Annotated in this window: 22 protein-coding genes and 1 other annotated feature; of the genes, 21 read left to right on the top strand and 1 reads right to left on the bottom strand. The window is 43.5% G+C overall.

From position 1 onward, the window contains the following. Positions 1 to 187: 187 nt before the first annotated feature. The 4 genes from ACYVRS_RS05735 to leuD are packed head-to-tail and all read left to right on the top strand — an operon-like array spanning position 188 to position 4,715. The gene (locus ACYVRS_RS05735) at positions 188 to 1,705 is read left to right on the top strand and encodes a 2-isopropylmalate synthase (protein ID WP_313537171.1); all 1,518 of its coding nucleotides are present in this window, start codon (positions 188 to 190) and stop codon (positions 1,703 to 1,705) included. After that, positions 1,702 to 2,766, top strand: coding sequence for a 3-isopropylmalate dehydrogenase (gene leuB / locus ACYVRS_RS05730; protein ID WP_461202854.1), 1,065 nt, complete (start codon positions 1,702 to 1,704; stop codon positions 2,764 to 2,766). The genes ACYVRS_RS05735 and leuB overlap by 4 nt, the downstream gene beginning before the upstream one ends. Next, positions 2,747 to 4,150: a 3-isopropylmalate dehydratase large subunit gene (gene leuC / locus ACYVRS_RS05725; RefSeq protein WP_461202852.1), complete on the top strand. Its 1,404-nt coding sequence runs from the start codon at positions 2,747 to 2,749 to the stop codon at positions 4,148 to 4,150. Before leuB ends, leuC begins: the two co-directional genes overlap by 20 nt. Continuing rightward, positions 4,128 to 4,715, top strand: a complete 588-nt coding sequence (gene leuD, locus ACYVRS_RS05720; protein ID WP_313537164.1) for a 3-isopropylmalate dehydratase small subunit — start codon at positions 4,128 to 4,130, stop codon at positions 4,713 to 4,715. Before leuC ends, leuD begins: the two co-directional genes overlap by 23 nt. Here leuD and ACYVRS_RS05715 read toward each other — a convergent pair. Next, positions 4,675 to 5,355: a uracil-DNA glycosylase gene (locus tag ACYVRS_RS05715; RefSeq protein WP_313509817.1), complete on the bottom strand. Its 681-nt coding sequence runs from the start codon at positions 5,353 to 5,355 to the stop codon at positions 4,675 to 4,677. The two genes, leuD and ACYVRS_RS05715, sit on opposite strands and share 41 nt — an antisense overlap. 139 nt (positions 5,356 to 5,494) lie before the next feature. Beyond that, positions 5,495 to 5,565: a sequence feature (ribosomal protein L21 leader region), on the top strand. A gap of 19 nt (positions 5,566 to 5,584) precedes the next feature. On the opposite strand from ACYVRS_RS05715, the gene rplU reads away from it, so the two are divergent. The 17 genes from rplU (at position 5,585) to ACYVRS_RS05630 (ending at position 19,814) form a co-directional block, all read left to right on the top strand. Beyond that, positions 5,585 to 5,893, top strand: coding sequence for a 50S ribosomal protein L21 (gene rplU / locus ACYVRS_RS05710; RefSeq protein WP_054114725.1), 309 nt, complete (start codon positions 5,585 to 5,587; stop codon positions 5,891 to 5,893). Between the two features lie 26 nt (positions 5,894 to 5,919). Continuing rightward, a complete protein-coding gene (locus ACYVRS_RS05705) occupies positions 5,920 to 6,264 on the top strand; it encodes a ribosomal-processing cysteine protease Prp (protein ID WP_312498896.1) in 345 nt (114 codons plus the stop codon). Between the two features lie 12 nt (positions 6,265 to 6,276). Further along, the gene (gene rpmA / locus ACYVRS_RS05700) at positions 6,277 to 6,570 is read left to right on the top strand and encodes a 50S ribosomal protein L27 (protein ID WP_003126181.1); all 294 of its coding nucleotides are present in this window, start codon (positions 6,277 to 6,279) and stop codon (positions 6,568 to 6,570) included. A 93-nt stretch (positions 6,571 to 6,663) separates the two neighbouring features. Next, positions 6,664 to 7,113 (top strand): GNAT family N-acetyltransferase, encoded by a 450-nt coding sequence (locus tag ACYVRS_RS05695; RefSeq protein WP_461202849.1) that lies wholly within the window; start codon positions 6,664 to 6,666, stop codon positions 7,111 to 7,113. Positions 7,114 to 7,446: 333 nt separating this feature from the next. Then, entirely contained in the window at positions 7,447 to 8,379 is a 933-nt protein-coding gene (locus ACYVRS_RS05690; protein ID WP_054114722.1) for a phosphate/phosphite/phosphonate ABC transporter substrate-binding protein, read from the top strand. An 88-nt stretch (positions 8,380 to 8,467) separates the two neighbouring features. Further along, entirely contained in the window at positions 8,468 to 9,256 is a 789-nt protein-coding gene (gene phnC / locus ACYVRS_RS05685; RefSeq protein WP_054114721.1) for a phosphonate ABC transporter ATP-binding protein, read from the top strand. Continuing rightward, a complete protein-coding gene (phnE, locus tag ACYVRS_RS05680; RefSeq protein WP_054114720.1) occupies positions 9,253 to 10,035 on the top strand; it encodes a phosphonate ABC transporter, permease protein PhnE in 783 nt (260 codons plus the stop codon). The genes phnC and phnE (ACYVRS_RS05680) overlap by 4 nt, the downstream gene beginning before the upstream one ends. Further along, positions 10,032 to 10,823, top strand: coding sequence for a phosphonate ABC transporter, permease protein PhnE (phnE, locus tag ACYVRS_RS05675; RefSeq protein WP_200908887.1), 792 nt, complete (start codon positions 10,032 to 10,034; stop codon positions 10,821 to 10,823). Before phnE (ACYVRS_RS05680) ends, phnE (ACYVRS_RS05675) begins: the two co-directional genes overlap by 4 nt. A 120-nt stretch (positions 10,824 to 10,943) precedes the next feature. Continuing rightward, positions 10,944 to 11,858: a diacylglycerol/lipid kinase family protein gene (locus tag ACYVRS_RS05670; RefSeq protein ID WP_461202847.1), complete on the top strand. Its 915-nt coding sequence runs from the start codon at positions 10,944 to 10,946 to the stop codon at positions 11,856 to 11,858. A 93-nt stretch (positions 11,859 to 11,951) separates the two neighbouring features. Next, positions 11,952 to 12,497, top strand: coding sequence for a GNAT family N-acetyltransferase (locus ACYVRS_RS05665; protein ID WP_461197650.1), 546 nt, complete (start codon positions 11,952 to 11,954; stop codon positions 12,495 to 12,497). 162 nt (positions 12,498 to 12,659) lie between these two features. Continuing rightward, entirely contained in the window at positions 12,660 to 15,482 is a 2,823-nt protein-coding gene (locus tag ACYVRS_RS05660; RefSeq protein ID WP_461202845.1) for a sigma-54-dependent transcriptional regulator, read from the top strand. Positions 15,483 to 15,702: 220 nt separating this feature from the next. Continuing rightward, entirely contained in the window at positions 15,703 to 16,197 is a 495-nt protein-coding gene (locus ACYVRS_RS05655; RefSeq protein ID WP_200908888.1) for a PTS sugar transporter subunit IIB, read from the top strand. A 68-nt stretch (positions 16,198 to 16,265) separates the two neighbouring features. After that, complete coding sequence (locus tag ACYVRS_RS05650) at positions 16,266 to 17,258, top strand: mannose/fructose/sorbose PTS transporter subunit IIA (protein WP_054114716.1); 993 nt, start codon at positions 16,266 to 16,268, stop codon at positions 17,256 to 17,258. 30 nt (positions 17,259 to 17,288) lie between these two features. Beyond that, the gene (locus ACYVRS_RS05645; protein ID WP_313537149.1) at positions 17,289 to 18,092 is read left to right on the top strand and encodes a PTS mannose/fructose/sorbose transporter subunit IIC; all 804 of its coding nucleotides are present in this window, start codon (positions 17,289 to 17,291) and stop codon (positions 18,090 to 18,092) included. Positions 18,093 to 18,112: 20 nt separating this feature from the next. Further along, on the top strand, positions 18,113 to 19,024 hold the full coding sequence (locus ACYVRS_RS05640; protein ID WP_054114714.1) for a PTS system mannose/fructose/sorbose family transporter subunit IID: 912 nt from the start codon (positions 18,113 to 18,115) through the stop codon (positions 19,022 to 19,024). Between the two features lie 110 nt (positions 19,025 to 19,134). Next, positions 19,135 to 19,500, top strand: coding sequence for a DUF956 family protein (locus ACYVRS_RS05635; RefSeq protein ID WP_312497554.1), 366 nt, complete (start codon positions 19,135 to 19,137; stop codon positions 19,498 to 19,500). A 74-nt stretch (positions 19,501 to 19,574) separates the two neighbouring features. After that, positions 19,575 to 19,814: a GlsB/YeaQ/YmgE family stress response membrane protein gene (locus tag ACYVRS_RS05630; RefSeq protein ID WP_054114712.1), complete on the top strand. Its 240-nt coding sequence runs from the start codon at positions 19,575 to 19,577 to the stop codon at positions 19,812 to 19,814. The last annotated feature ends 42 nt before the right edge of the window (positions 19,815 to 19,856 follow it).

The raw sequence follows: 19,856 nt of genomic DNA, 5'->3' as shown, positions 1-19,856 counted from the left end.
TTTTTATTATTATTATCGTAAGGACTCATTCATTTTGCCACCCATTCTCAGGCATTATTTGAAGAGTCCTATTCGCATTGCATGAAGGTCAACCCTTTATGGAGTGCTTTTTTTATACCTTTTTCGACCATAGATCACCAACCGTTTCCCATGTCCTGTCTAAGAATTGTGAAGGAGGAGAAGTTTTATGAGAAAGATCCAATTTTTTGATACATCATTGCGGGATGGCGAACAAACGCCAGGTGTCAATTTTAACACGAAAGAAAAGGTGCAATTGGCTTTGCAATTGGAAAAATGGGGCATTGATGTGATTGAAGCAGGATTTCCTATCGCCTCTGACGGTGATTTTGAAGCAGTCGAAGCGATCGCCAAAGCTGTCACGAAGATGACAGTTGCGGGGTTGGCACGTTGTCAAAAGAAGGATATCGACCGGGCGTATGAAGCCTTGCAACATGCTGTTGATCCTCAGATCCATGTATTTTTGGCCACTAGTGCGGTGCACCGTGAATTTAAATTGCATATGACCAAAGAAGAAGTCATTGCATCGATCAAAGAACATGTGAGCTATGCGCGGGCGCGTTTTGCTAAAGTTCAATTTTCTCCTGAAGATGCGACTAGAACGGATAAGGACTTCTTATTGGCAGCTGTACAAACAGCAATCGATGCGGGGGCAACGATCATCAATGTGCCAGATACAGTTGGGTATAGCAATCCGACAGAATATGGCGAGATTTTTGCTTATCTGATCAATAATATCAGCAGTGACGAGAAAATCATTTTTTCCTCTCATTGTCATGACGATCTGGGCATGGCGATGGCCAATGCATTGGCGGCAATTGAAAATGGTGCTGACCGTGTTGAAGGAACTATCAATGGGATCGGCGAACGTGCTGGAAATACAGCACTAGAAGAAGTTGCGTTGGCATTGCATATTCGCAATGACTTCTATCACTGCCAGAGCAACATCAAATTGGCAGAAACGAAACGTACCAGCGACTTGATCGCCCGTTTGTCGGGTATTGCTGTACCGAAAAATAAAGCCATCGTTGGGGGCAACGCCTATGCCCATGAATCGGGGATCCATCAAGATGGTGTCCTCAAGAATCCAGAAACGTATGAAATCATCACACCGCAATTGGTTGGCGTCAAGACCAATTCATTGCCATTGGGTAAATTGTCGGGTCGCCATGCGTTCATCGATAAAATGACGCATCTGGGCTATCAATTTGAGCAAAAGGAAAGTGATGCATTGTTCAAACGGTTCAAAGAATTGGCGGATAAGAAAAAGCAAGTCACTGAACAAGATTTGATTGCCCTTGTTGCTGACCAAGGTCGGGGGGCTAATGGATACGAATTGGACGCTGTTCAATTGCAATATGTGTCCAACGGCCATCAAGGTGCCGTGGTTTCCATCAAAAAAGAGGAAGAAACCTATGTTGCTTCAGCCATCGGCTCCGGGAGTATTCAGGCGATCTATAACTCCATCGATCAAATTTTTGCACAGCGGCCAACGTTGTTGAATTATGAAATCACGGCGCTGACAAGTGGTGAAGATGCCCAAGCAGAAGTCCATGTCTTGATCGAAGATGATGAGAGCCACGAGAAAATCAGCGGGATCGGATTGGATTTTGATGTGCTGCAAGCTTCGGCAAAGGCATATGTGCAAGCCAGTGCTTCGCTGAAGAATCGAGGTGTTCTGGTGTGAAAAATATCGTTGTTTTAGCAGGAGATGGTATTGGCCCTGAAATCATGGACAGTGCATTGCGCGTCTTGAACGCAGCGTCCGGTACGGACGGAGCCGCATTTTCATTCGATCATCAGCCTTTTGGCGGCGCAGCATTGGCGATAGGGGATACACCACTGCCAGCGAAGACCTTGCAAGCATGTCAGGAAGCCGATGCGATCTTACTAGGCGCGATAGGCGATCCCCGTTGGGAGAAAGCAGCCTATACGCCTGAACAAGGCCTGTTGGCACTAAGGAAAGCATTAGGATTGTATGCGAATATTCGCCCCATCAAAGTTGTGGATGCTGTGCTGCACTTGTCACCGATCAAAGAAGCAATCGTCAAAGGTACGGACTTTGTGATCGTGCGGGAATTGACCAGTGGCATTTACTTTGGCGAAAAAGCCGAAGAAGAAGATATCGCCTACGATACCAACCGCTATGCACGGGTTGAGATTGAGCGGATCATCCGTCAAGCGTTTACGATTGCCCAATCACGTCAGAAAAAGGTGCTCTCCATCGATAAAGCCAATGTATTGGCCACCAGCCGGCTGTGGCGACGGATTGCTGAGGAAGTCGCCAAGGAATTTCCAGATTGTCAGCTCACACATCAATATGTCGACTCAGCAGCGATGAAGATCATGCAACAACCAACTGCTTTTGATGTGATCGTGACGGAGAATCTGTTTGGTGATATTTTGAGTGATGAGGCTTCGGTTTTACCCGGATCGCTAGGCGTCTTACCAAGTGCGAGTCATGGCGTCACTGGGGTTTCATTGTATGAACCGATTCATGGATCGGCACCGGATATTGCAGGGAAAAATATAGCCAACCCCGTTTCGATGATTTTATCAGTCGTTATGATGTTGCGAGAATCTTTTCAGATGGAGGCGTTGGCCGCAACAATCGAAACTGCTTGTTTTGCTACGATGAATGCAGGCATTTTGACACAAGATTTGGGCGGCGATGCAACGACGGATCGTTTTACTGCAGCGGTGATCGCGCGGCTAGGAGGAAAGCAAGATGGGAAAAACGCTATTTGATAAATTGTGGGAACGCCATGTCGTGACTGGTGAAGAGGGTGAAGCGCAGCTGCTTTATATTGATTTGCACATGATCCATGAAGTGACATCGCCGCAAGCATTCGAAGGATTGCGGGAAGCTGATCGTCCGCTGCGTTGTCCTGAGAAAACCTTTGCCACGATGGATCATAATGTGCCGACACAAGATATTTTTACGATTTCGGATCTGGTGGCCAAAAAACAAATGGATACTTTGCGTAGAAATTGCCGCGACTTTGATGTACAACTTTGTGACAATGGCTCTGCAAGTCAAGGGATCGTGCATATGGTTGGGCCAGAGGTTGGTTTGACCCAACCCGGCAAAACCATCGTTTGCGGTGATTCTCATACTGCCACTCATGGCGCGTTTGGCGCAATTGCTTTTGGGATTGGGACGAGTGAAGTCGAGCATGTATTTGCGACGCAAACCTTGTGGCAAATGAAGCCCAAACGAATGGGCGTCCAGATCACGGGTGCGCTGCAACCGGGAGTGTATGCAAAAGATATTATTTTGGCATTGATTGCTGCTTGTGGAACGGATTTTGGTGTAGGGTATGCGGTGGAATATTTTGGAGACACAGTTCGGTCGCTAACGATGGAAGAGCGGATGACGATTTGCAATATGTCGATCGAAGGTGGCGCCAAAATGGGGTTGATCGCACCGGATGACACGACTTTTGCCTATGTGAAAGGGCGGGCATATGCTCCTGACGACTTTGATGCGGCAGTGTCTGATTGGCGTACGCTTTATACCGATGAAGATGCCACCTACGATGCTTTGCTTACGTTGGATGCGTCACAATTGGCGCCTTATGTGACGTGGGGCACCAATCCTGAGATGGGGGTGCCTGTCACAGGTGTTTTTCCGGAGATACAAGACCACAACGATCAACAGGCCTATGACTACATGGCACTGCAGCCTGGTCAACATCCTTCTGAGATTCCAATTGAATACATTTTTATTGGATCATGTACCAATGGCCGTTTATCTGATTTGCAAGAAGCTGCTTCGATCTTAAAAGGACATCGGATCAAAGAAGGCGTGACAGGTATCGTCGTACCAGGTTCCCGTCCGGTGAGAAAAGCCGCTGAAGCCATTGGATTGGATCAAGTATTTATAGAAGCGGGGTTCGAATGGCGTGAACCTGGTTGTTCTATGTGTTTAGGTATGAATCCAGATAAAGTACCTGAAGGCGTTCATTGTGCATCGACCTCGAATCGTAATTTCGTTGGGCGGCAAGGGAAGAATGCACGGACGCATTTGTGCAGTCCAGCCATGGCTGCTGCTGCAGCTATCCATGGGCACTTTATCGATGTGAGAGAAATCGTAGGGAGGCGGGAAGATGAAGGCTTTTACGCAATTTAAAGGTACCACGATGCCTTTGATGAATGACAATATTGATACGGATCAAATTTTGCCGAAGAATTATCTCAAACGAGTGGAAAAGACTGGTTTTGGCGAGTTTTTATTTGATGATTGGCGATACTTAGCGAAGCGGAAGCCCAATCCTGATTTTGTGCTCAATTTTCCCGAATATCAAACAGCCTCGATTTTGATCGCTGGTGATAACTTCGGTTCGGGTTCTTCTAGAGAGCACGCGGCATGGGCACTATTGGATTATGGGTTTAGTGTTGTCATTGCTGGCAGCTTTGGCGATATTTTCTATATGAATGCCACCAAAAATGGGCTTTTGCCAATCGTTCTACCATTGGCAGTGAGAGAACAGCTGGCGGCTTTGCCCCCAACGACTGCTATTTCTGTGGATCTGCCATTACAACAGGTGACCATCGAGAAGAACGTGTATCCCTTTGAGATCGATGCTTCATGGAAACATAAACTAGTCAATGGCCTGGATGAGATTGGCATAACATTGCAAGAAGCGGACAAGATCACTGCTTACGAGCAGACGATCCCGGCTTATCGTGCGTAGTGGAAGGCACCAAAAACTTTTTAAGCCCACGCCAGTCTTTTTCAATTGTTTCGGCAAGAGTACGATTGTAGAAAATGGCTGCCGGGTGATACATAGGTACGATCTGATAGGGTTTATTTGTCCAATGATAACCCGACCCTTCGCTATCGCTTTGTTGGATCGGTGATTGGATCAATTGGCCATGATAGTTTTTGATGACGATTTGATTGCCTAATAGGCGTTGCAGACCGATGTTGCCGACAGTAACAATGATCGGTGGATCAATTTGTTCAATCTCATAATCCAAAAGCGGCGCATGGAGCATGACTTCTTTTTTTGTCGGCGTGCGGTTGGGATGTACGATCTCATGGGCACCTGTTCGTTTGTTGATCCGTTCTTTTGTATGATAAGGTCGGCTGCGCACGGCACTGGTGATATAGACGTCTTCTCTGGTCAACCCGGCTAATGCTAGCGATTTGATCAACTCTTTTCCAGCTTGGCCGCTGAAAGGAATGAAGTTTTCGACTTCGGTTCGCCCTGGCGCTTCACCCACGATCATGATCTGAGGATCAAGGGGGCCTTGGCCAGGCACAAAACCTTCCAGAGGAAAGGCTTTAGATGATTCTTGGATCGGATAGGCCAATTCTTTTGGGTAGTTCATAGGCTGTCTCGTCTTCCTTTCTTATAGAAGAAATCTTTAATCATTCAAGTCATGAAAGAAAAGATTCTGTATTTTTTATTTTTCTGCATTGACAATGCCACGGTATTTTGATAAAGTTAGACTGTTGTAATTGTGGACTCCACAGCTACAACCGCACAGAACAAGTATTAAGTACGAAAGTCACTTGGGATGGCGAGTCTAAGTATATCATAAGGAGGTGCTGTAGAGCATGTACGCAATTATCAAAACTGGTGGGAAACAAGTGAAAGTTGAAGTGGGTCAAGCAATCTACGTTGAAAAATTAGACGTTGAAGCTGGCCAAAAAATTACTTTTGACGAAGTCATCTTAGTAGGTGGCGAATCAACAAAAGTAGGTGCCCCAATCGTTGCTGGTGCAACTGTTGAAGGTACTGTTGAAAAACACGGCAAACAAAAGAAAGTCGTGACTTTCAAATACAAACCTAAAAAACATTCACACCGTAAACAAGGTCACCGTCAACCATACACAAAAGTTGTTATTGACGCGATCAACGCTTAATTCTGACGAAAAGCAGGGTAACGAATATGATCAAAGGGACATTCAAACGCAATGACTCTGGTCGGATTGTTTCTTTTGAACTTGCTGGACATGCCCAAGCAGGAGAATACGGCAAAGACATCGTCTGTGCTGCAGCCTCGGCATTGGCAATCAGTGCAGTAAATGGGATCGACGCTTTAGCAGGCATTGCGCCTAAAGTTGAAGCGGAGAATGAACAGGGTGGTTATCTTTTGGTAACATTACCGGCTCGTTTGACCCAAGAGCAGTCGAATATCTCACAAATTCTTTTGGAGAATTTGCTGATCGGCTTGCAATCAGTTCAAGAAGAGTACAACGATTATATCCAAATCAAAACTACTAAAGAAAAATAGGAGGTGCATCTCATGTTGATGAAAATGAATTTGCAATTCTTCGCTCACAAAAAAGGTGGGGGTTCTACGTCTAACGGACGTGACTCTCAATCAAAACGTTTAGGTGCGAAACGTGCTGACGGTCAAACTGTTTCAGGCGGATCTATCCTTTATCGCCAACGCGGTACGAAAATTTACCCAGGTGTAAATGTCGGTATCGGTGGAGATGATACTTTGTTTGCTAAAGTTGACGGCGTTGTTCGTTTCGAACGTAAAGGCCGCGACAAAAAACAAGTATCTGTTTACCCAGTAGCGCAAGAAGCTTAATAATCAGAACGCCCGGATACTTTCATGTAACCGGGCGTTTTTTTAAAATAAAAAATGAAAGCGCTGTAAAATAGCGCGTTAAGGAGAAAGTAGATGATCCAGTTAAAAGAAATCAATCAGTCGAATTATAAAACTTGTATTGCTTTGAAAACAGCAAAGGAACAAGAGGATTTTGTTTCGCCAAACTGGTATTCGCTGTTGGAATCTGTATTTGAGGCGCAAAGGCAAGCGTTTGGTCTATACAATGAAGACGAAATGGTGGGCTTTGTGTTGTTTAGTTATTATGCTGCCGATGAAGATTATCCGAAAGATTCTTGGTGGATCGAAAGGTTTATGATTGGTCAAACGTATCAAAACCAAGGTTTTGGCACCCAAGGGTTAGTCGCGTCAATCAAGTGGTTCCTTGACGAAGTGCAAGCCAAAGAACTGCGTATTTCTTCAGTTCCAGGTAATATCATTGCAGAACAACTGTATGAGAAACATGGTTTTGTCAAAACTGGAGAACAGGTAAGTGGCGAAACCGTTCTTCTACGCAAATTTTAATGTTGCCAAGCATTCGCGTTTATTTATCATCGCGAATGTTTTTTTATTCACAATGTAAAAATTGAATTTAACAGAACCTTTACACGTTGCTAACCTAAAATGCAAATTGCTCTGATAGGATTTTCAGTGAGGGCGAATGGGAAATCAGGTCGTTTGATTCTGTTTGATTGAGAAAGACTACACGAGTTATCGTTCGTGTTTTACGAACGATTAAAAAAATATAACGGATATAAAATAAAAATCGGTTGTTTTGTTGTGTTTTTTTTCTTATAATCAGATAGGAAAGTTCGGTATTTCATTTTGTTCTATTTTTAGTTGAAAAGGGGAAAAGTAATGAAAGTTTGGAAAAAAGCGGCAACACTTGGATTAGGAATGGCAGCAGCATTGACATTGGCAGCGTGCGGCTCAGGAGATTCTGCTACAGATGCTTCTGGTGAAGAAAGTTATGTACCTGAGGAGCTGACTGTTCAATTCGTCCCATCTCAAGCGGCTGAAACTTTAGAAGCCAAAGCAAAACCATTAGAACAATTATTAAGTGATGAGTTAGGGATTCCGGTAACGGTAAGTGTGTCGACCGACTATAATACGATCGTTGAAGCGATGGCTTCAAAACAGGTGGATGTTGGTTTCTTGCCGCCAAATGCGTATGTATTGGCGCACGAACAAAGCAATGTGAAAGTATTGTTGCAAGCACAAAGATACGGGATCAAACAACCTGGCGGTGAAGCAACGGATGAATTGGTAGACAGCTATCGTTCAATGATCGTTGTGAAAAGCGACAGCGGCATCAAAGATCTTGAAGATTTGAAAGGCAAGACGATCGCAACCCAAGATGTGACTTCTTCTGCAGGATACGTATGGCCAGTAGCTGAGATGCTGAAAGCTGGTATCGATATCAATTCTGATGTAACGACTGTTCAAGTCAAAGGACATGATCAAGCAATTCTTTCTGTATTGAACGGTGATGTGGATGCAGCATTCGTGTTTGAAGATGCCCGCAATACGGTGAAAAGCGACTACCCAGAAATCATGGATGAAGTCGAACCAATGTACTTCACTGAGCCGATCCCTAACGATACGATCAGTGTCCGCAGTGATATGAGCGAAGAATGGGACAAAAAGATCCAAGATGCTTTCATTGCAATTGGTCAAGATGAAGAAGGCAAGCAAATCATCTCTGATATTTATTCACACGAAGGCTATGTCGTTTCACAAGACAGCAACTTCGATATTGTTAGAGAGTATGCTGAACAAGTAGGTCAATAATCTATCCATAGCTCGGAAAGGGTGCCGGTTCTTGAGGTACCCTTTTCGAATGTAAGGCGATTTTTTAACAAAAGAAAGTAGGAGAATCATGGCAGTAGAGAAAGAAACGATTATTTCATTCCAAAACGTGACGAAGCAATATCCAAATGGTGTTTTGGGGCTGAAAGATCTGAATATTGATATTAAAAAAGGCGAATTTGTGATTGTCGTCGGCTTATCAGGTGCCGGCAAATCAACGATGCTGCGTTCGATCAATCGTCTGCATGAAATCACAAGCGGTGAGATTTTGATCGATAATCAATCAATCACGAAAGCCAAAGGAAGATCCCTGCGTTTGATTCGACGAGACATTGGCATGATTTTCCAAAGTTTCAATTTGGTGAAGCGTTCGAGTGTCTTACGTAATGTGTTGACAGGAAGGGTCGCTTATCATCCGACGATCAAAATGCTGTTTGGTTTGTTTCCGCAAGCGGATAAAGAATTGGCCTATCAATCCTTGCAACGGGTCAATTTGGCAGAAAAAGTCTATACCCGTGCTGATGAATTATCCGGTGGGCAGCAACAACGTGTTTCCATTGCTCGGGCATTGACGCAGGAGCCGAAAATCATTTTGGCAGATGAACCTGTGGCCTCTTTAGATCCTTTGACAACAGAAAAAGTCATGGATGATTTGAAACGAATCAATCAAGATTTAGGGATTACGATCGTCGTCAACTTGCACTCGGTGCAATTGGCGAGACAATATGGTACCCGGATCATTGGCCTGCGCGATGGCAGTTTGGTCTTTGATGGACCTGTCAGTGAAGCTACAGATCAACGCTTGAAAGAAATCTATGGCAGTGAAATCATGGAAGAACAAGGAGGAGAAGCTTTATGATGACCAACACGTTGCCGAAACGCAACGGTTTATGGAAAAATGTCTTATGGCTGGCAATCTTCCTTATGGTTCTTTATGTCAGTGGGTCGATCTCTGGTGTGGATATGCCGCGCTTTTTTGGCAACATGGGCCAGATGAATATCATTTTGCAAAAAATGGCGCGTCCAGATTGGGCATATGCTTCGGTGATCGTTGAGCCGATTTTGCAGACGATTCAAATGGCGATCGTTGGTACGACCTTTGGCGCGATCGTTGCGCTGCCTTTTTCATTACTGGCTGCGCGAAATATTATGACCAATGATTTCATTAGCGGTATTTTTCGTTTTGTTTTGAACATTATTCGTACGATTCCTGATCTGATGATGGCGGCATTGTTTGTCGCAATTGTTGGAATCGGTCCAGTAGCCGGTGTGATTTCGATCTCGGTGTTCTCATTTGGGATGATCGCGAAATTGTTTTATGAATCGATTGAAACGATTGATGAAGGACCTATCGAGGCGATCACTGCTTCCGGCGGGTCAAAATTTGATATTATTCGCTATGCGGTGATGCCGCAAGTGATGAGCCATTTCTTGAGCTACTTGCTCTATGCGTTTGAAATCAATATTCGTGCATCGACGATCCTAGGCTATATCGGTGCTGGCGGAATTGGGGTCTTTTTGCAACGCTCGTTGAGTCAGTTTAGATATGATCAAACGTCGATTATTGTTTTGGTGATATTTGCGGTTGTATTGGTGATTGATACGATCAGTAATAGATTAAGGGAGCGATTAATATGATGTTACCTGCTGAACCAAAACAAAAGAAGGTAAGAAATTGGCTGATTGCTGGTGTGTTGATTCTTATTTATATATGGGCATTTTCGGGTATTCCGTTTAATGGTGTCAAAGACAATGCCGGGCAAATCGTTGGGTCGATTTTTCAAGGGTTGATCAATCCGGACTGGGATTATGTCTATACCGGCGATGGAGAAGATTTGATCAGTTTGATGATTCAAACGGTGGCGATTGCCTTTGTGGGGACATTTATTTCCTCTTTGCTGAGTATTCCGTTTGCCTTTTGGGCTGCGCGAAGCAAAAATAGTCCGCGTTTGTTGTCTGGATCTGGAAAAATCGTCCTCACAGCCTTTCGAACATTCCCAGAGATCGTATTGGCTATTATGTTTATCAAAGCTGTTGGCCCGGGTTCTTTTGCCGGTGTGTTAGCAGTAAGTGTGCATTCGATTGGGATGTTGGCCAAACTATACAGTGAAGCCATCGAAAATATGGACAATGGTCCTTCTGAATCTGTGATCAGTGCCGGTGGAAATCGTTGGGACGTGTTGGGATTTGCCACACTGCCGCAGTTGATTCCTGAATTCTTGTCCTTCACCTTGTACCGCTTTGAATTGGCCGTTCGTTCTGCTTCGATTTTAGGGATCGTAGGGGCTGGCGGGATCGGTACGCCGATGATTTTCGCCATCAATGCCCGTTCATGGAGTCGAGTGGGAATCATATTATTGGGTATCGTGGTGACTGTGACTTTGATCGATTTTGTTTCTGGTCGTCTGCGGAAACGGTTGGTTTGATCGATACTTTGCACATTGGCTGTTGCCAATGTGCTTTTTTCGTGGTGTCAAAAAAGACAAGCTGCTGCTGATTTTGCTATACTTGGTGTAGCACATACTATTTCTAAGGAGGTTGTTTTTATGAAAGCACTATTGATCGTGAATCCTAGTTCTGGCGGAGAGCAGGCAAAGGAATATGAACAACAAGCCAAAGATAAGCTGGCTTCTTTTTTCGATGAGGTTGAAGTCAAGCATACAGAAAAGGCGGGAGATGCCACGCAGTTTGCCTCTGATACCGTTGGTGCTTTCGACAGTGTCTTTGCAATGGGCGGGGATGGTACTGTGAATGAGGCCATCAGTGGTCTGGCTCCCCATGAGGATCGACCGGCTTTCGGGTTCTTTCCTCTGGGTACAGTCAATGATTTGGCTCGGGCGTTAGCGATTCCCTTAGATCCTCAAGAAGCAATTGATTCTTTTGACGCTGCGCATTCACGGAAAATCGATATTGGACAGATCAATGACGACTATTTCATGAATGTCGTGGCGATTGGTATGATCCCGGCAGCTATCAATCAGGTGGATGTGGAAGAAAAAACGAAATTAGGTAAAATGGCCTATTTCGTTTCCGGATTACGTGAAGTCCGAAAAAATGAAAGTCATCAGTTTGAGATCGACCTGACGGCAGCAAATGAAACAAAGCATGTATCGATCGAAAGTAGTACCTTGATCATCGGCTCATCGAATAGCGTGGGTGGTTTTGAATCCTTGTTGCCTAAAGCCAGTACCAAAGATGGCAGGTTGCATTTGATTTATTTGAAAGACAGCAATTTGTGGGAAACGATCAAGAGCATTCCTGAATTGCTCAAAGGGGTGTCGGAATCAAACGAAGTGTTAGGGTATGAAACCTTTGAGCGAGCCACGATCTCGATCAAAGATAGTGGCTCGATCGAAACCAATGTTGATGGAGATGCTGGGCCGGAATTGCCAGTGACCATCCGAATAGTGCCGCAACATTTACAAGTTTATTGCGGGAAAGAAAAAAATGACGTGTCATAAATATTCCGTGAAAAAAAAACAATCCCTTTGTCGGATTGTTTTTTTGATTCAAAAAGAGTATACTATTGAAAATTTCGCGAAAAGAGGGATCTCATGGATATACGTTCAGCGACAATAGCAGACGCCCAAAGCTTATTAGACATTTATGCTTATTATGTACTGCATACACCAATCACATTTGAAACGGAGATACCAACCATAGAAGATTTTAGTGAACGGATCCGGACAATCTCAAGCAGATATCCTTATTTGGTCGCCGAAGAAGCGGGCCACATATTGGGTTATGCTTATGCGACAGCTTATAAAGGGCGGGCAGCCTATGATTGGACGGTGGAAGTCACTGTTTATTTGGATCAGTCCGCACAAGCCAAAGGGATTGGGACTGCTTTATATGATGCCTTAGAAAATATACTTAAAGCGCAGCACATCGTGAATTTGACCGCCTGTATCACTGGAGGCAATCAGCAAAGCGAAGGATTTCATCAAAAACGCGGTTATCAACGGGTAGCTGATTTTAAAAAGGTTGGTTATAAATTCAATCAATGGCATGATGTAATCTGGATGCAAAAAATAGTGCAAGAATTTCCTGAGGAAGTGCCACCGTTTCAACCAATACATGCGTTGCCAGGACACCCATAGACATATGAGTGTCTTTTTTTTCTGAAATGCATTATTCTTAGGCTAAGTTGGTTGTTGTTCGTGTGAAAGATAGCATAGATGTGCTATTTTATATAAAAATTTGCTTTTTTTAGAAAAAATGATTAAAGTAGTCAAGTGGAAAAAAACAAGGAGGCGAAGCTGTTGGGGAAGCGAATTGAGCGTATTTATCAATATATAGTTGAAAATACAATGAGCGGCTTAGGAGAAAAGAAAGGGTTGTCGACATCTGAAGTCGCTGATCATTTAGCGATTCAACGCAGCAATGCCAGTAAAGACCTAAATCAGCTCGTCAAAGAAGGCCGCGTCCAAAAGAGTGACACACGGCCTGTTCGTTATTGGGCAATCGTCAATGAAAAAGCGCCTGAGAACTACGTACCTAGTTATATGGAAAATCGCCCGCAACGAGAGAAAGCGCATCCGCAACGTGTACCTGCCGTCAAAAACAACCGCGATATTTTTTCGACGATCATTGGTGCCAACGGCAGTATGAAGAATGCGGTGGAGCAAGCCAAAGCAGCGATTCTATATCCGCCTAAAGGGCTGAATTGCTTGATCACTGGGCCAACAGGTTCAGGGAAAACCTATTTTGCCCATGCGATGTTCCAATTTGCCAAAACCAATCAAGTGATCGCAGACGAAAAAGAACTGATTGTCTTCAATTGTGCCGACTATGCCAATAATCCAGAGCTGTTGATGAGCCATCTGTTTGGTTATGTCAAAGGGGCTTTTACGGGTGCTGAGCAAGAAAAAGTTGGGATTATTGATCAAGCGGATGAAAGTATGCTGTTTCTGGACGAAATCCATCGTTTGCCCCCAGAAGGACAGGAAATGATCTTTTACTTTATGGATCATGGCACGTTCAGTCGTTTAGGGGAAACTGGCAAAAATCACCAAGCCAATGTGCGAATCGTTGGGGCAACGACGGAAGATCCCAATTCGACATTGTTGGATACATTTACCCGAAGGATCCCCATCAATATTCAGTTGCCATTCTTCGAAAAAAGACCTGCGTCAGAAAAAATCGAACTGGTCCGCGTACTGGTTGGTCAAGAAGCAACCCGTATTCAAAGAAGTATCACACTGACAGAAGACGTGGTCAAGGCGTTGATTGGCAGTGTCAGTTTTGGCAATATCGGCCAGCTGAAGTCTAATGTCCAACTGGTTTGTGCCCGCGGTTTTTTGAATCATATGCAAGCTGAAGAAATTGAAATCGAGTTGATGGATCTGCCTGAAGGCATTCGTTCAGGACTGATCGTCTTGGGCAATCGACGCAACGAATTGGCGGAGTTGTCGAAAACATTGGCGCCGAAAGTCAGTGTGCAGCCAAATGAGAATTTGAACGACATTCAATCGGATGCCTATGAGCTGCCGTATAACCTATATGATATTATTGGCGACAAAGCGGCATTGTTAAAAGCGGATGGATTAGACCAAGAAGCAATCAATCATTTTATTTCAACAGATATCAATGTCCATTTAAAATCTTTTTACAAAGACCATGGGTTCTCCTTCAATTCTGTGAATAAGCTCAGTGAATTTGTCGATCAAAAGGTCATCACAGTGACGAACCAAATTTACGAGATGGTCCGGAATCGATTGCAGGTAGATTTTCAACAGAACTTTATTTATGCTATGAGTTTGCATATCAGTTCATTCTTGAAAAAAATCCACTTAGGTGAAGAGCGCCAAACCAATGATAATATTCGGCAAATGGTGGCCGATTACCCCGAAGAATTTGCAGCGGCTAAAGAAGTGCGGGCCTTTATTGGCGACAGTTTTCGGGTAACGATCCCTGAAAGTGAGTCTTACTATTTAGCTGTATTGCTTGTTTCACTGAGAACGACGCACTCATCAGGCAAAATCGGTGTCGTCGTCGCCGCTCATGGCAATAGTACCGCCAGCAGTATGGTTCAAGTCGTGAAGCAATTGCTGGAAGTGGATCAAGTCACAGCTGTGGATATGCCATTGGATATGCCGCCAGCAGTTGCCTTGAAAAAAATCGTTGAAAGTGTGAAACAAGTCAATGATGGCAGCGGTGTGATGCTGTTGGTCGATATGGGCTCATTGGCAACCTTTAACAGTGAGATCCAACGAGAAACAGGGATCACGGTTCGTACGGTCGATATGGTCACTACATCGATTGTTTTAGAAACGGTACGCAAAGCTTCAGTGATTGGCACAGATATCGATCAACTATATGATTCATTGCGGAAGTTTCGCGGCTATGGCGTTGTGACGAATGAGGAGCCTGCGCAGCAAAATCATCATCCAAAAGCGATTTTAGCCATTTGTGCTTCTGGGAAAGGGACGGCGCAAAGAATCAAGGAATTGATTCAAAGTTCATTGTCAAAAAGACAAAACCAATCTGTCGAAGTTGTGACACTAGCTGTTGCAGACTTGCGCTCTGAATTAGAAAGTATCCAACAGCGGTACCAATTGATCGCATCTACAGGAATCGTTGATCCGCATATCGACGCGCCGTTCATTTCTTTGGAACGCTTTATCGATCAAGATGTCGATCAGCTGCTAGATGATATCCTTCTAGACAATGAGTTGAGCTATGAAGATGAGGTCCAGTTGGATGACCAACGGTCCAAAACTATTTGTATTGGCTACTTAGAAGAAAACTTTACCTATATCAATGCCAAGAAAGTGGTTGATCCATTGTGGCAGTTTAGTATCGAGTTGATTCGTGACTTAGAGCTGAATGATGCCCGCCAAGGATTCCAAATCAATTTCGTTTTGCATACTGCCGGGATGTTGGAGCGCATTGTCTTGCGTCAACCATTGACGGTTTCAACTGAGGAGCTAGCAGACATGTATCATCATCCGCAATATGAACAGTTACATGTACATGTTCAATCTTTTGCCCGTTTGATGAACTTAGCGATTCCCGATGCAGAGGAATACTATTTGTTGGCCCTCATCAAGAATCATCAAGAAAAAGAACTTTATTTGAAATAAAAAAAGAATACAGATACACTAAAAAAGATACACTTTATTATAGTGTATCTTTTTTTAGTGTATTGTTCTATTGTTGATTCTTAAGCTTTTTACAAGATTAGTGTATTGATAAAAGTTGGCACGCAACTTGCTTATATATAAGTGGATACAGGAGGTGATCGAAAAAAGAACGGATCCTCAAATTGTTCAGCGGATCGATGTAGGAGGTTTTACAATGGGAATGGATATACGTCTTGCCCGGATCGATGACCGTTTGATTCATGGTCAAGTCGCCACAGCATGGTCGAAACTGACGGGTATCAACCGAATCATCGTGGTCAGTGATGAAGTAGCCAATGATCAATTGCGCAAGTTTCTTTTGAAAGAAGCTGCACCGCCAGGAATCAAATCAAATGTCGTAACGGTAACGAAAATGCTTGAGGTAGCACATAACACATTATTTAATACTCAAAAAGTCATGTTATTATTTACTAACCCTCAAGATGTCGTGACCCTCGTCAAAGGTGGCATTCCAATTCACTCAGTGAATATTGGTGGAATGAGTTTTTCAATGGGAAAACGCATGATCACAAACTTTGTTTCTGTCAATGACCAAGATCTTGACGCTTTGCTCTATTTACAAAAGCAAGGCATCGAAGTCGAGATTCGTAAAGTTCCAGCTGACCGCAAAATTTTTTTGAAGGATATTTTAGAAAAAGAAAGTAGTCACTCTTAATTTTTCGTCGTTGTTTTTTCGTTCAAATTCGTGTCACAATGTTCAATTTTGAAATAGGAGGTAAAAAGATGGTAGGAATTATCCTAGCAAGTCATGGAGAATTTGCAAACGGCATTTTGCAATCCGGTTCAATGATTTTCGGCGAACAAGAAAACGTTAAAGCTGTTACATTGATGCCAAGTGAAGGACCAGATGACATCAAAGCAAAAATGCAAGAAGCGATCGCTACATTTGACGACCAAGAAGAAGTATTGTTCTTAGTTGACTTATGGGGCGGTACACCATTCAATCAAGCCAATAGTTTGTTTGAAGACCACAAAGAAACATGGGCAATCGTGGCAGGTATGAATTTACCGATGGTGATCGAAGCGTATGCATCACGTTTTTCAATGAATAAAGCCCATGAAATTGCGGCGCATATCGTTGAAACAGCGAAAGAAGGGGTCAAGGTCAAACCTGAAGCGCTTGAACCAGCAGAAGCTGCTGCACCAAAAGCGGTCCAAGATGACCAACCAAAAGGTTCACTTCCTCCTGGAACTGTTCTAGGTGATGGCAAAGTCAAAATTGTTTTGGCACGTGTCGATTCTCGCTTGTTGCACGGTCAAGTTGCGACAGCTTGGACAAAATCAGTCAATCCTTCACGAATCATCGTTGTATCTGACGCAGTTGCTAAAGATGATTTGCGTAAGAAATTGATTGAACAAGCAGCGCCTCCAGGCGTGAAAGCAAACGTGATTCCGGTAGATAAAATGATTGAAGTTTCTAAAGACCCTCGTTTTGGGAATACAAAAGCTTTGCTATTATTTGAAAATCCGGAAGATGTTCTGCGTGCAGTTGAAGGCGGCGTTGATATTCAAGAAGTCAATGTTGGTTCGATGGCGCATTCTGTCGGTAAAGTTGTTGTAAGTAAAGTATTGTCAATGGGAACTGAAGATGTTGCTACATTTGAAGAATTAAAAAATCGCGGCATTAAATTCGATGTACGTAAAGTACCGAATGACTCAAAAGACAACATGGATGAAATCTTACGCAAAGCAAAAAATGAATTAGCAAACAAATAGAATTGTATTCAACTAAATAGGAGGTCTATCATGACTATTATATCTATGGTATTAGTAGTACTCGTTGCCTTTTTAGCTGGTATGGAAGGAATCTTGGATGAATTCCAATTCCACCAACCACTAGTAGCTTGTACATTGATCGGTTTAGTGACCGGTAACTTAGAAGCATGTATCATCTTGGGTGGATCATTACAAATGATCGCTTTAGGTTGGGCAAACATTGGTGCCGCTGTTGCACCAGATGCGGCTTTAGCATCTGTGGCATCTGCAATTATTTTGGTATTAGGCGGACAAGGTACTGCCGGCGTTGATACAGCAATTGCTGTTGCGATTCCTTTAGCAGTAGCTGGTTTGTTCTTAACAATGATCGTTCGTACTTTGGCTGTACCAATCGTTCACTTTATGGATGCTGCAGCTGAAGAAGGCAATATCCGTAAAATTGAAATGTGGCATATCGCTGCAGTTGCTATGCAAGGGGTACGTATCGCGATTCCTGCAGCAGCATTGTTAGCAATCCCTGCACAAACAGTACAAACATTCCTAGAATCTATGCCTGCATGGTTAACTGATGGTATGGCTATCGGTGGTGGTATGGTCGTTGCCGTAGGTTATGCAATGGTTATCAACATGATGGCAACTCGTGAAGTATGGCCATTCTTCATTATTGGTTTTGTGATTGCGGCAATCTCTGAATTGACATTGATCGCTATCGGTGCATTGGCAGTAGCTATCGCATTGATCTACTTGAACATTACCAAAATGGGCGGATCATCTAATGGAGGCGGCGGCGGAAACACTGGCGACCCTCTAGGCGATATCTTGAATGACTATTAGAACCGAAGGAGGAGAAAAAAATGGCAGAAAAAATTCAATTAAATAAAAAAGATCGTTTAGCCGTAGCATGGCGCTCTACCTTCATTCAAGGTTCATGGAACTATGAACGTATGCAAAATGGTGGTTGGGCATTCTCAATGATTCCAGCAATCAAAAAATTATACAAAACTAAAGAAGACCGTGCCGCTGCATTAAAACGTCACTTGGAATTCTTTAATACCCACCCATATATTGCCTCACCTATCTTAGGTGTAACATTAGCGTTAGAAGAAGAACGTGCCAATGGTGCGCCAGTCGATGACGTAGCAATCCAAGGGGTTAAAGTTGGGATGATGGGTCCTTTAGCCGGTGTCGGTGACCCAGTATTCTGGTTTACAGTTCGTCCGATGTTAGGTGCATTAGGCGCTTCTCTGGCTTTAGGCGGAAACATCCTAGGCCCAATCATCTTCTTCTTGGCATGGAACATCATCCGTTGGGCATTTATGTGGTATACCCAAGAATTCGGTTATCGTGCCGGTTCTAAAATCACTGATGACCTTTCAGGTGGATTGTTGCAAGATGTAACAAAAGGTGCGTCTATTTTAGGGATGTTCGTCTTAGGTTCACTTGTACAACGTTGGGTGTCTGTATCCTTTGCACCAGTTGTTTCAAGAGTCCCTCTTGATGAAGGTGCCTACATCGATTGGGCAAACCTACCTTCTGGTTCAGAAGGCATAAAAACTGCCTTAGAGCAAGTAGCCGAAGGTCGTGCGTTGTCGGATGTTAAAGTGACTACACTGCAAAACAACTTGGATCAATTGATTCCTGGTTTGGCTGCCTTGCTATTGACACTTCTATGCATGTGGTTATTGAAGAAAAAAGTTTCTCCAATCATCATCATCATTGGCTTGTTTTTAGTCGGTATTGGTGGACACTTGATCGGATTGCTATAATCTTTTCAAAACGAAGTGCTTGGGGTGACCCAAGCACTTTTTTACATATTCGCCAAATGACGAAAAAACACGTATAATATAGCCAAACAAAGAAATGGAGCAGACAACAGATGGTACAATCTTTGAATACAAAAGTTGATTTGACAATCAATGCGACCTCGTTTTTAGGTATCAATGAATATGGCAAAATCATGATCGGTGATAATGCCTTTGAATTTTATAACGATCGTGACAAACGAAAATTTATTCAGATCCCTTGGGAAGATGTAGACTATGTGATTGCGTCTGTCATGTTCAAAGGGCGGTGGATTCCTCGCTATGCCATAAAAACGAAGAAAAACGGTACCTACACCTTTTCTTCCAAAGAACCAAAAAAAGTCCTGCGTGCCATTCGCGTGTATGTTGATCCGGATCATATGGTGCATTCTCTCGGCTTTTTCGATGTGCTGAAACGGGCATTTGTACGCAGAAAATAACACGTAAGCATAATTTTTTTCAATCATCGCTTCCTATGGTACGCTAAGAGTGTATAAATGAAGGAGGTGTTCCGATGCACTTTTTATGGACATTGATCGTCGGTGCAGTCATCGGTTCAGTCGGTGGTGCAATCGCTGGTGAAAAACGCGGCTGTATTTTTGACATCGTAGCTGGATTGGTAGGCGCTTCTATCGGTCAAGCATTATTTGGTAATTGGGGTCCCCAAGTGGCTGACATGGCCATTGTACCTGCTATTATCGGCGCGGTTATTTTCGTCGCAGTGGTTTCATTTTTCTTTGGACGAAAAAAATAATTTGATGCAAGAGCATTTTATCTTTGAAGATGAAATGCTTTT

It is taken from the genome of Enterococcus salsurae (genome assembly GCF_054784955.1).
The sequence above is the reverse complement of the archived record's forward strand: the minus strand, read 5'-3'. Positions and strand labels throughout refer to the sequence as shown.

Coding starts and splice junctions, on each gene's coding strand:
- leuC (WP_461202852.1), top strand. CDS start 2,747: ATGGGAAAAACGCTATTTGATAAATTGTGGGAACGCCATGTCGTGACT.
- ACYVRS_RS05640 (WP_054114714.1), top strand. CDS start 18,113: ATGGCAGAAAAAATTCAATTAAATAAAAAAGATCGTTTAGCCGTAGCA.
- ACYVRS_RS05645 (WP_313537149.1), top strand. CDS start 17,289: ATGACTATTATATCTATGGTATTAGTAGTACTCGTTGCCTTTTTAGCT.
- ACYVRS_RS05630 (WP_054114712.1), top strand. CDS start 19,575: ATGCACTTTTTATGGACATTGATCGTCGGTGCAGTCATCGGTTCAGTC.
- ACYVRS_RS05705 (WP_312498896.1), top strand. CDS start 5,920: ATGATCAAAGGGACATTCAAACGCAATGACTCTGGTCGGATTGTTTCT.
- rpmA (WP_003126181.1), top strand. CDS start 6,277: ATGTTGATGAAAATGAATTTGCAATTCTTCGCTCACAAAAAAGGTGGG.
- ACYVRS_RS05715 (WP_313509817.1), bottom strand. CDS start 5,355: ATGAACTACCCAAAAGAATTGGCCTATCCGATCCAAGAATCATCTAAA.
- ACYVRS_RS05665 (WP_461197650.1), top strand. CDS start 11,952: ATGGATATACGTTCAGCGACAATAGCAGACGCCCAAAGCTTATTAGAC.
- phnE (WP_200908887.1), top strand. CDS start 10,032: ATGATGTTACCTGCTGAACCAAAACAAAAGAAGGTAAGAAATTGGCTG.
- leuD (WP_313537164.1), top strand. CDS start 4,128: ATGAAGGCTTTTACGCAATTTAAAGGTACCACGATGCCTTTGATGAAT.
- rplU (WP_054114725.1), top strand. CDS start 5,585: ATGTACGCAATTATCAAAACTGGTGGGAAACAAGTGAAAGTTGAAGTG.
- phnE (WP_054114720.1), top strand. CDS start 9,253: ATGATGACCAACACGTTGCCGAAACGCAACGGTTTATGGAAAAATGTC.
- ACYVRS_RS05650 (WP_054114716.1), top strand. CDS start 16,266: ATGGTAGGAATTATCCTAGCAAGTCATGGAGAATTTGCAAACGGCATT.
- ACYVRS_RS05695 (WP_461202849.1), top strand. CDS start 6,664: ATGATCCAGTTAAAAGAAATCAATCAGTCGAATTATAAAACTTGTATT.
- ACYVRS_RS05690 (WP_054114722.1), top strand. CDS start 7,447: ATGAAAGTTTGGAAAAAAGCGGCAACACTTGGATTAGGAATGGCAGCA.
- ACYVRS_RS05670 (WP_461202847.1), top strand. CDS start 10,944: ATGAAAGCACTATTGATCGTGAATCCTAGTTCTGGCGGAGAGCAGGCA.
- ACYVRS_RS05655 (WP_200908888.1), top strand. CDS start 15,703: ATGGATATACGTCTTGCCCGGATCGATGACCGTTTGATTCATGGTCAA.
- phnC (WP_054114721.1), top strand. CDS start 8,468: ATGGCAGTAGAGAAAGAAACGATTATTTCATTCCAAAACGTGACGAAG.
- ACYVRS_RS05735 (WP_313537171.1), top strand. CDS start 188: ATGAGAAAGATCCAATTTTTTGATACATCATTGCGGGATGGCGAACAA.
- ACYVRS_RS05635 (WP_312497554.1), top strand. CDS start 19,135: ATGGTACAATCTTTGAATACAAAAGTTGATTTGACAATCAATGCGACC.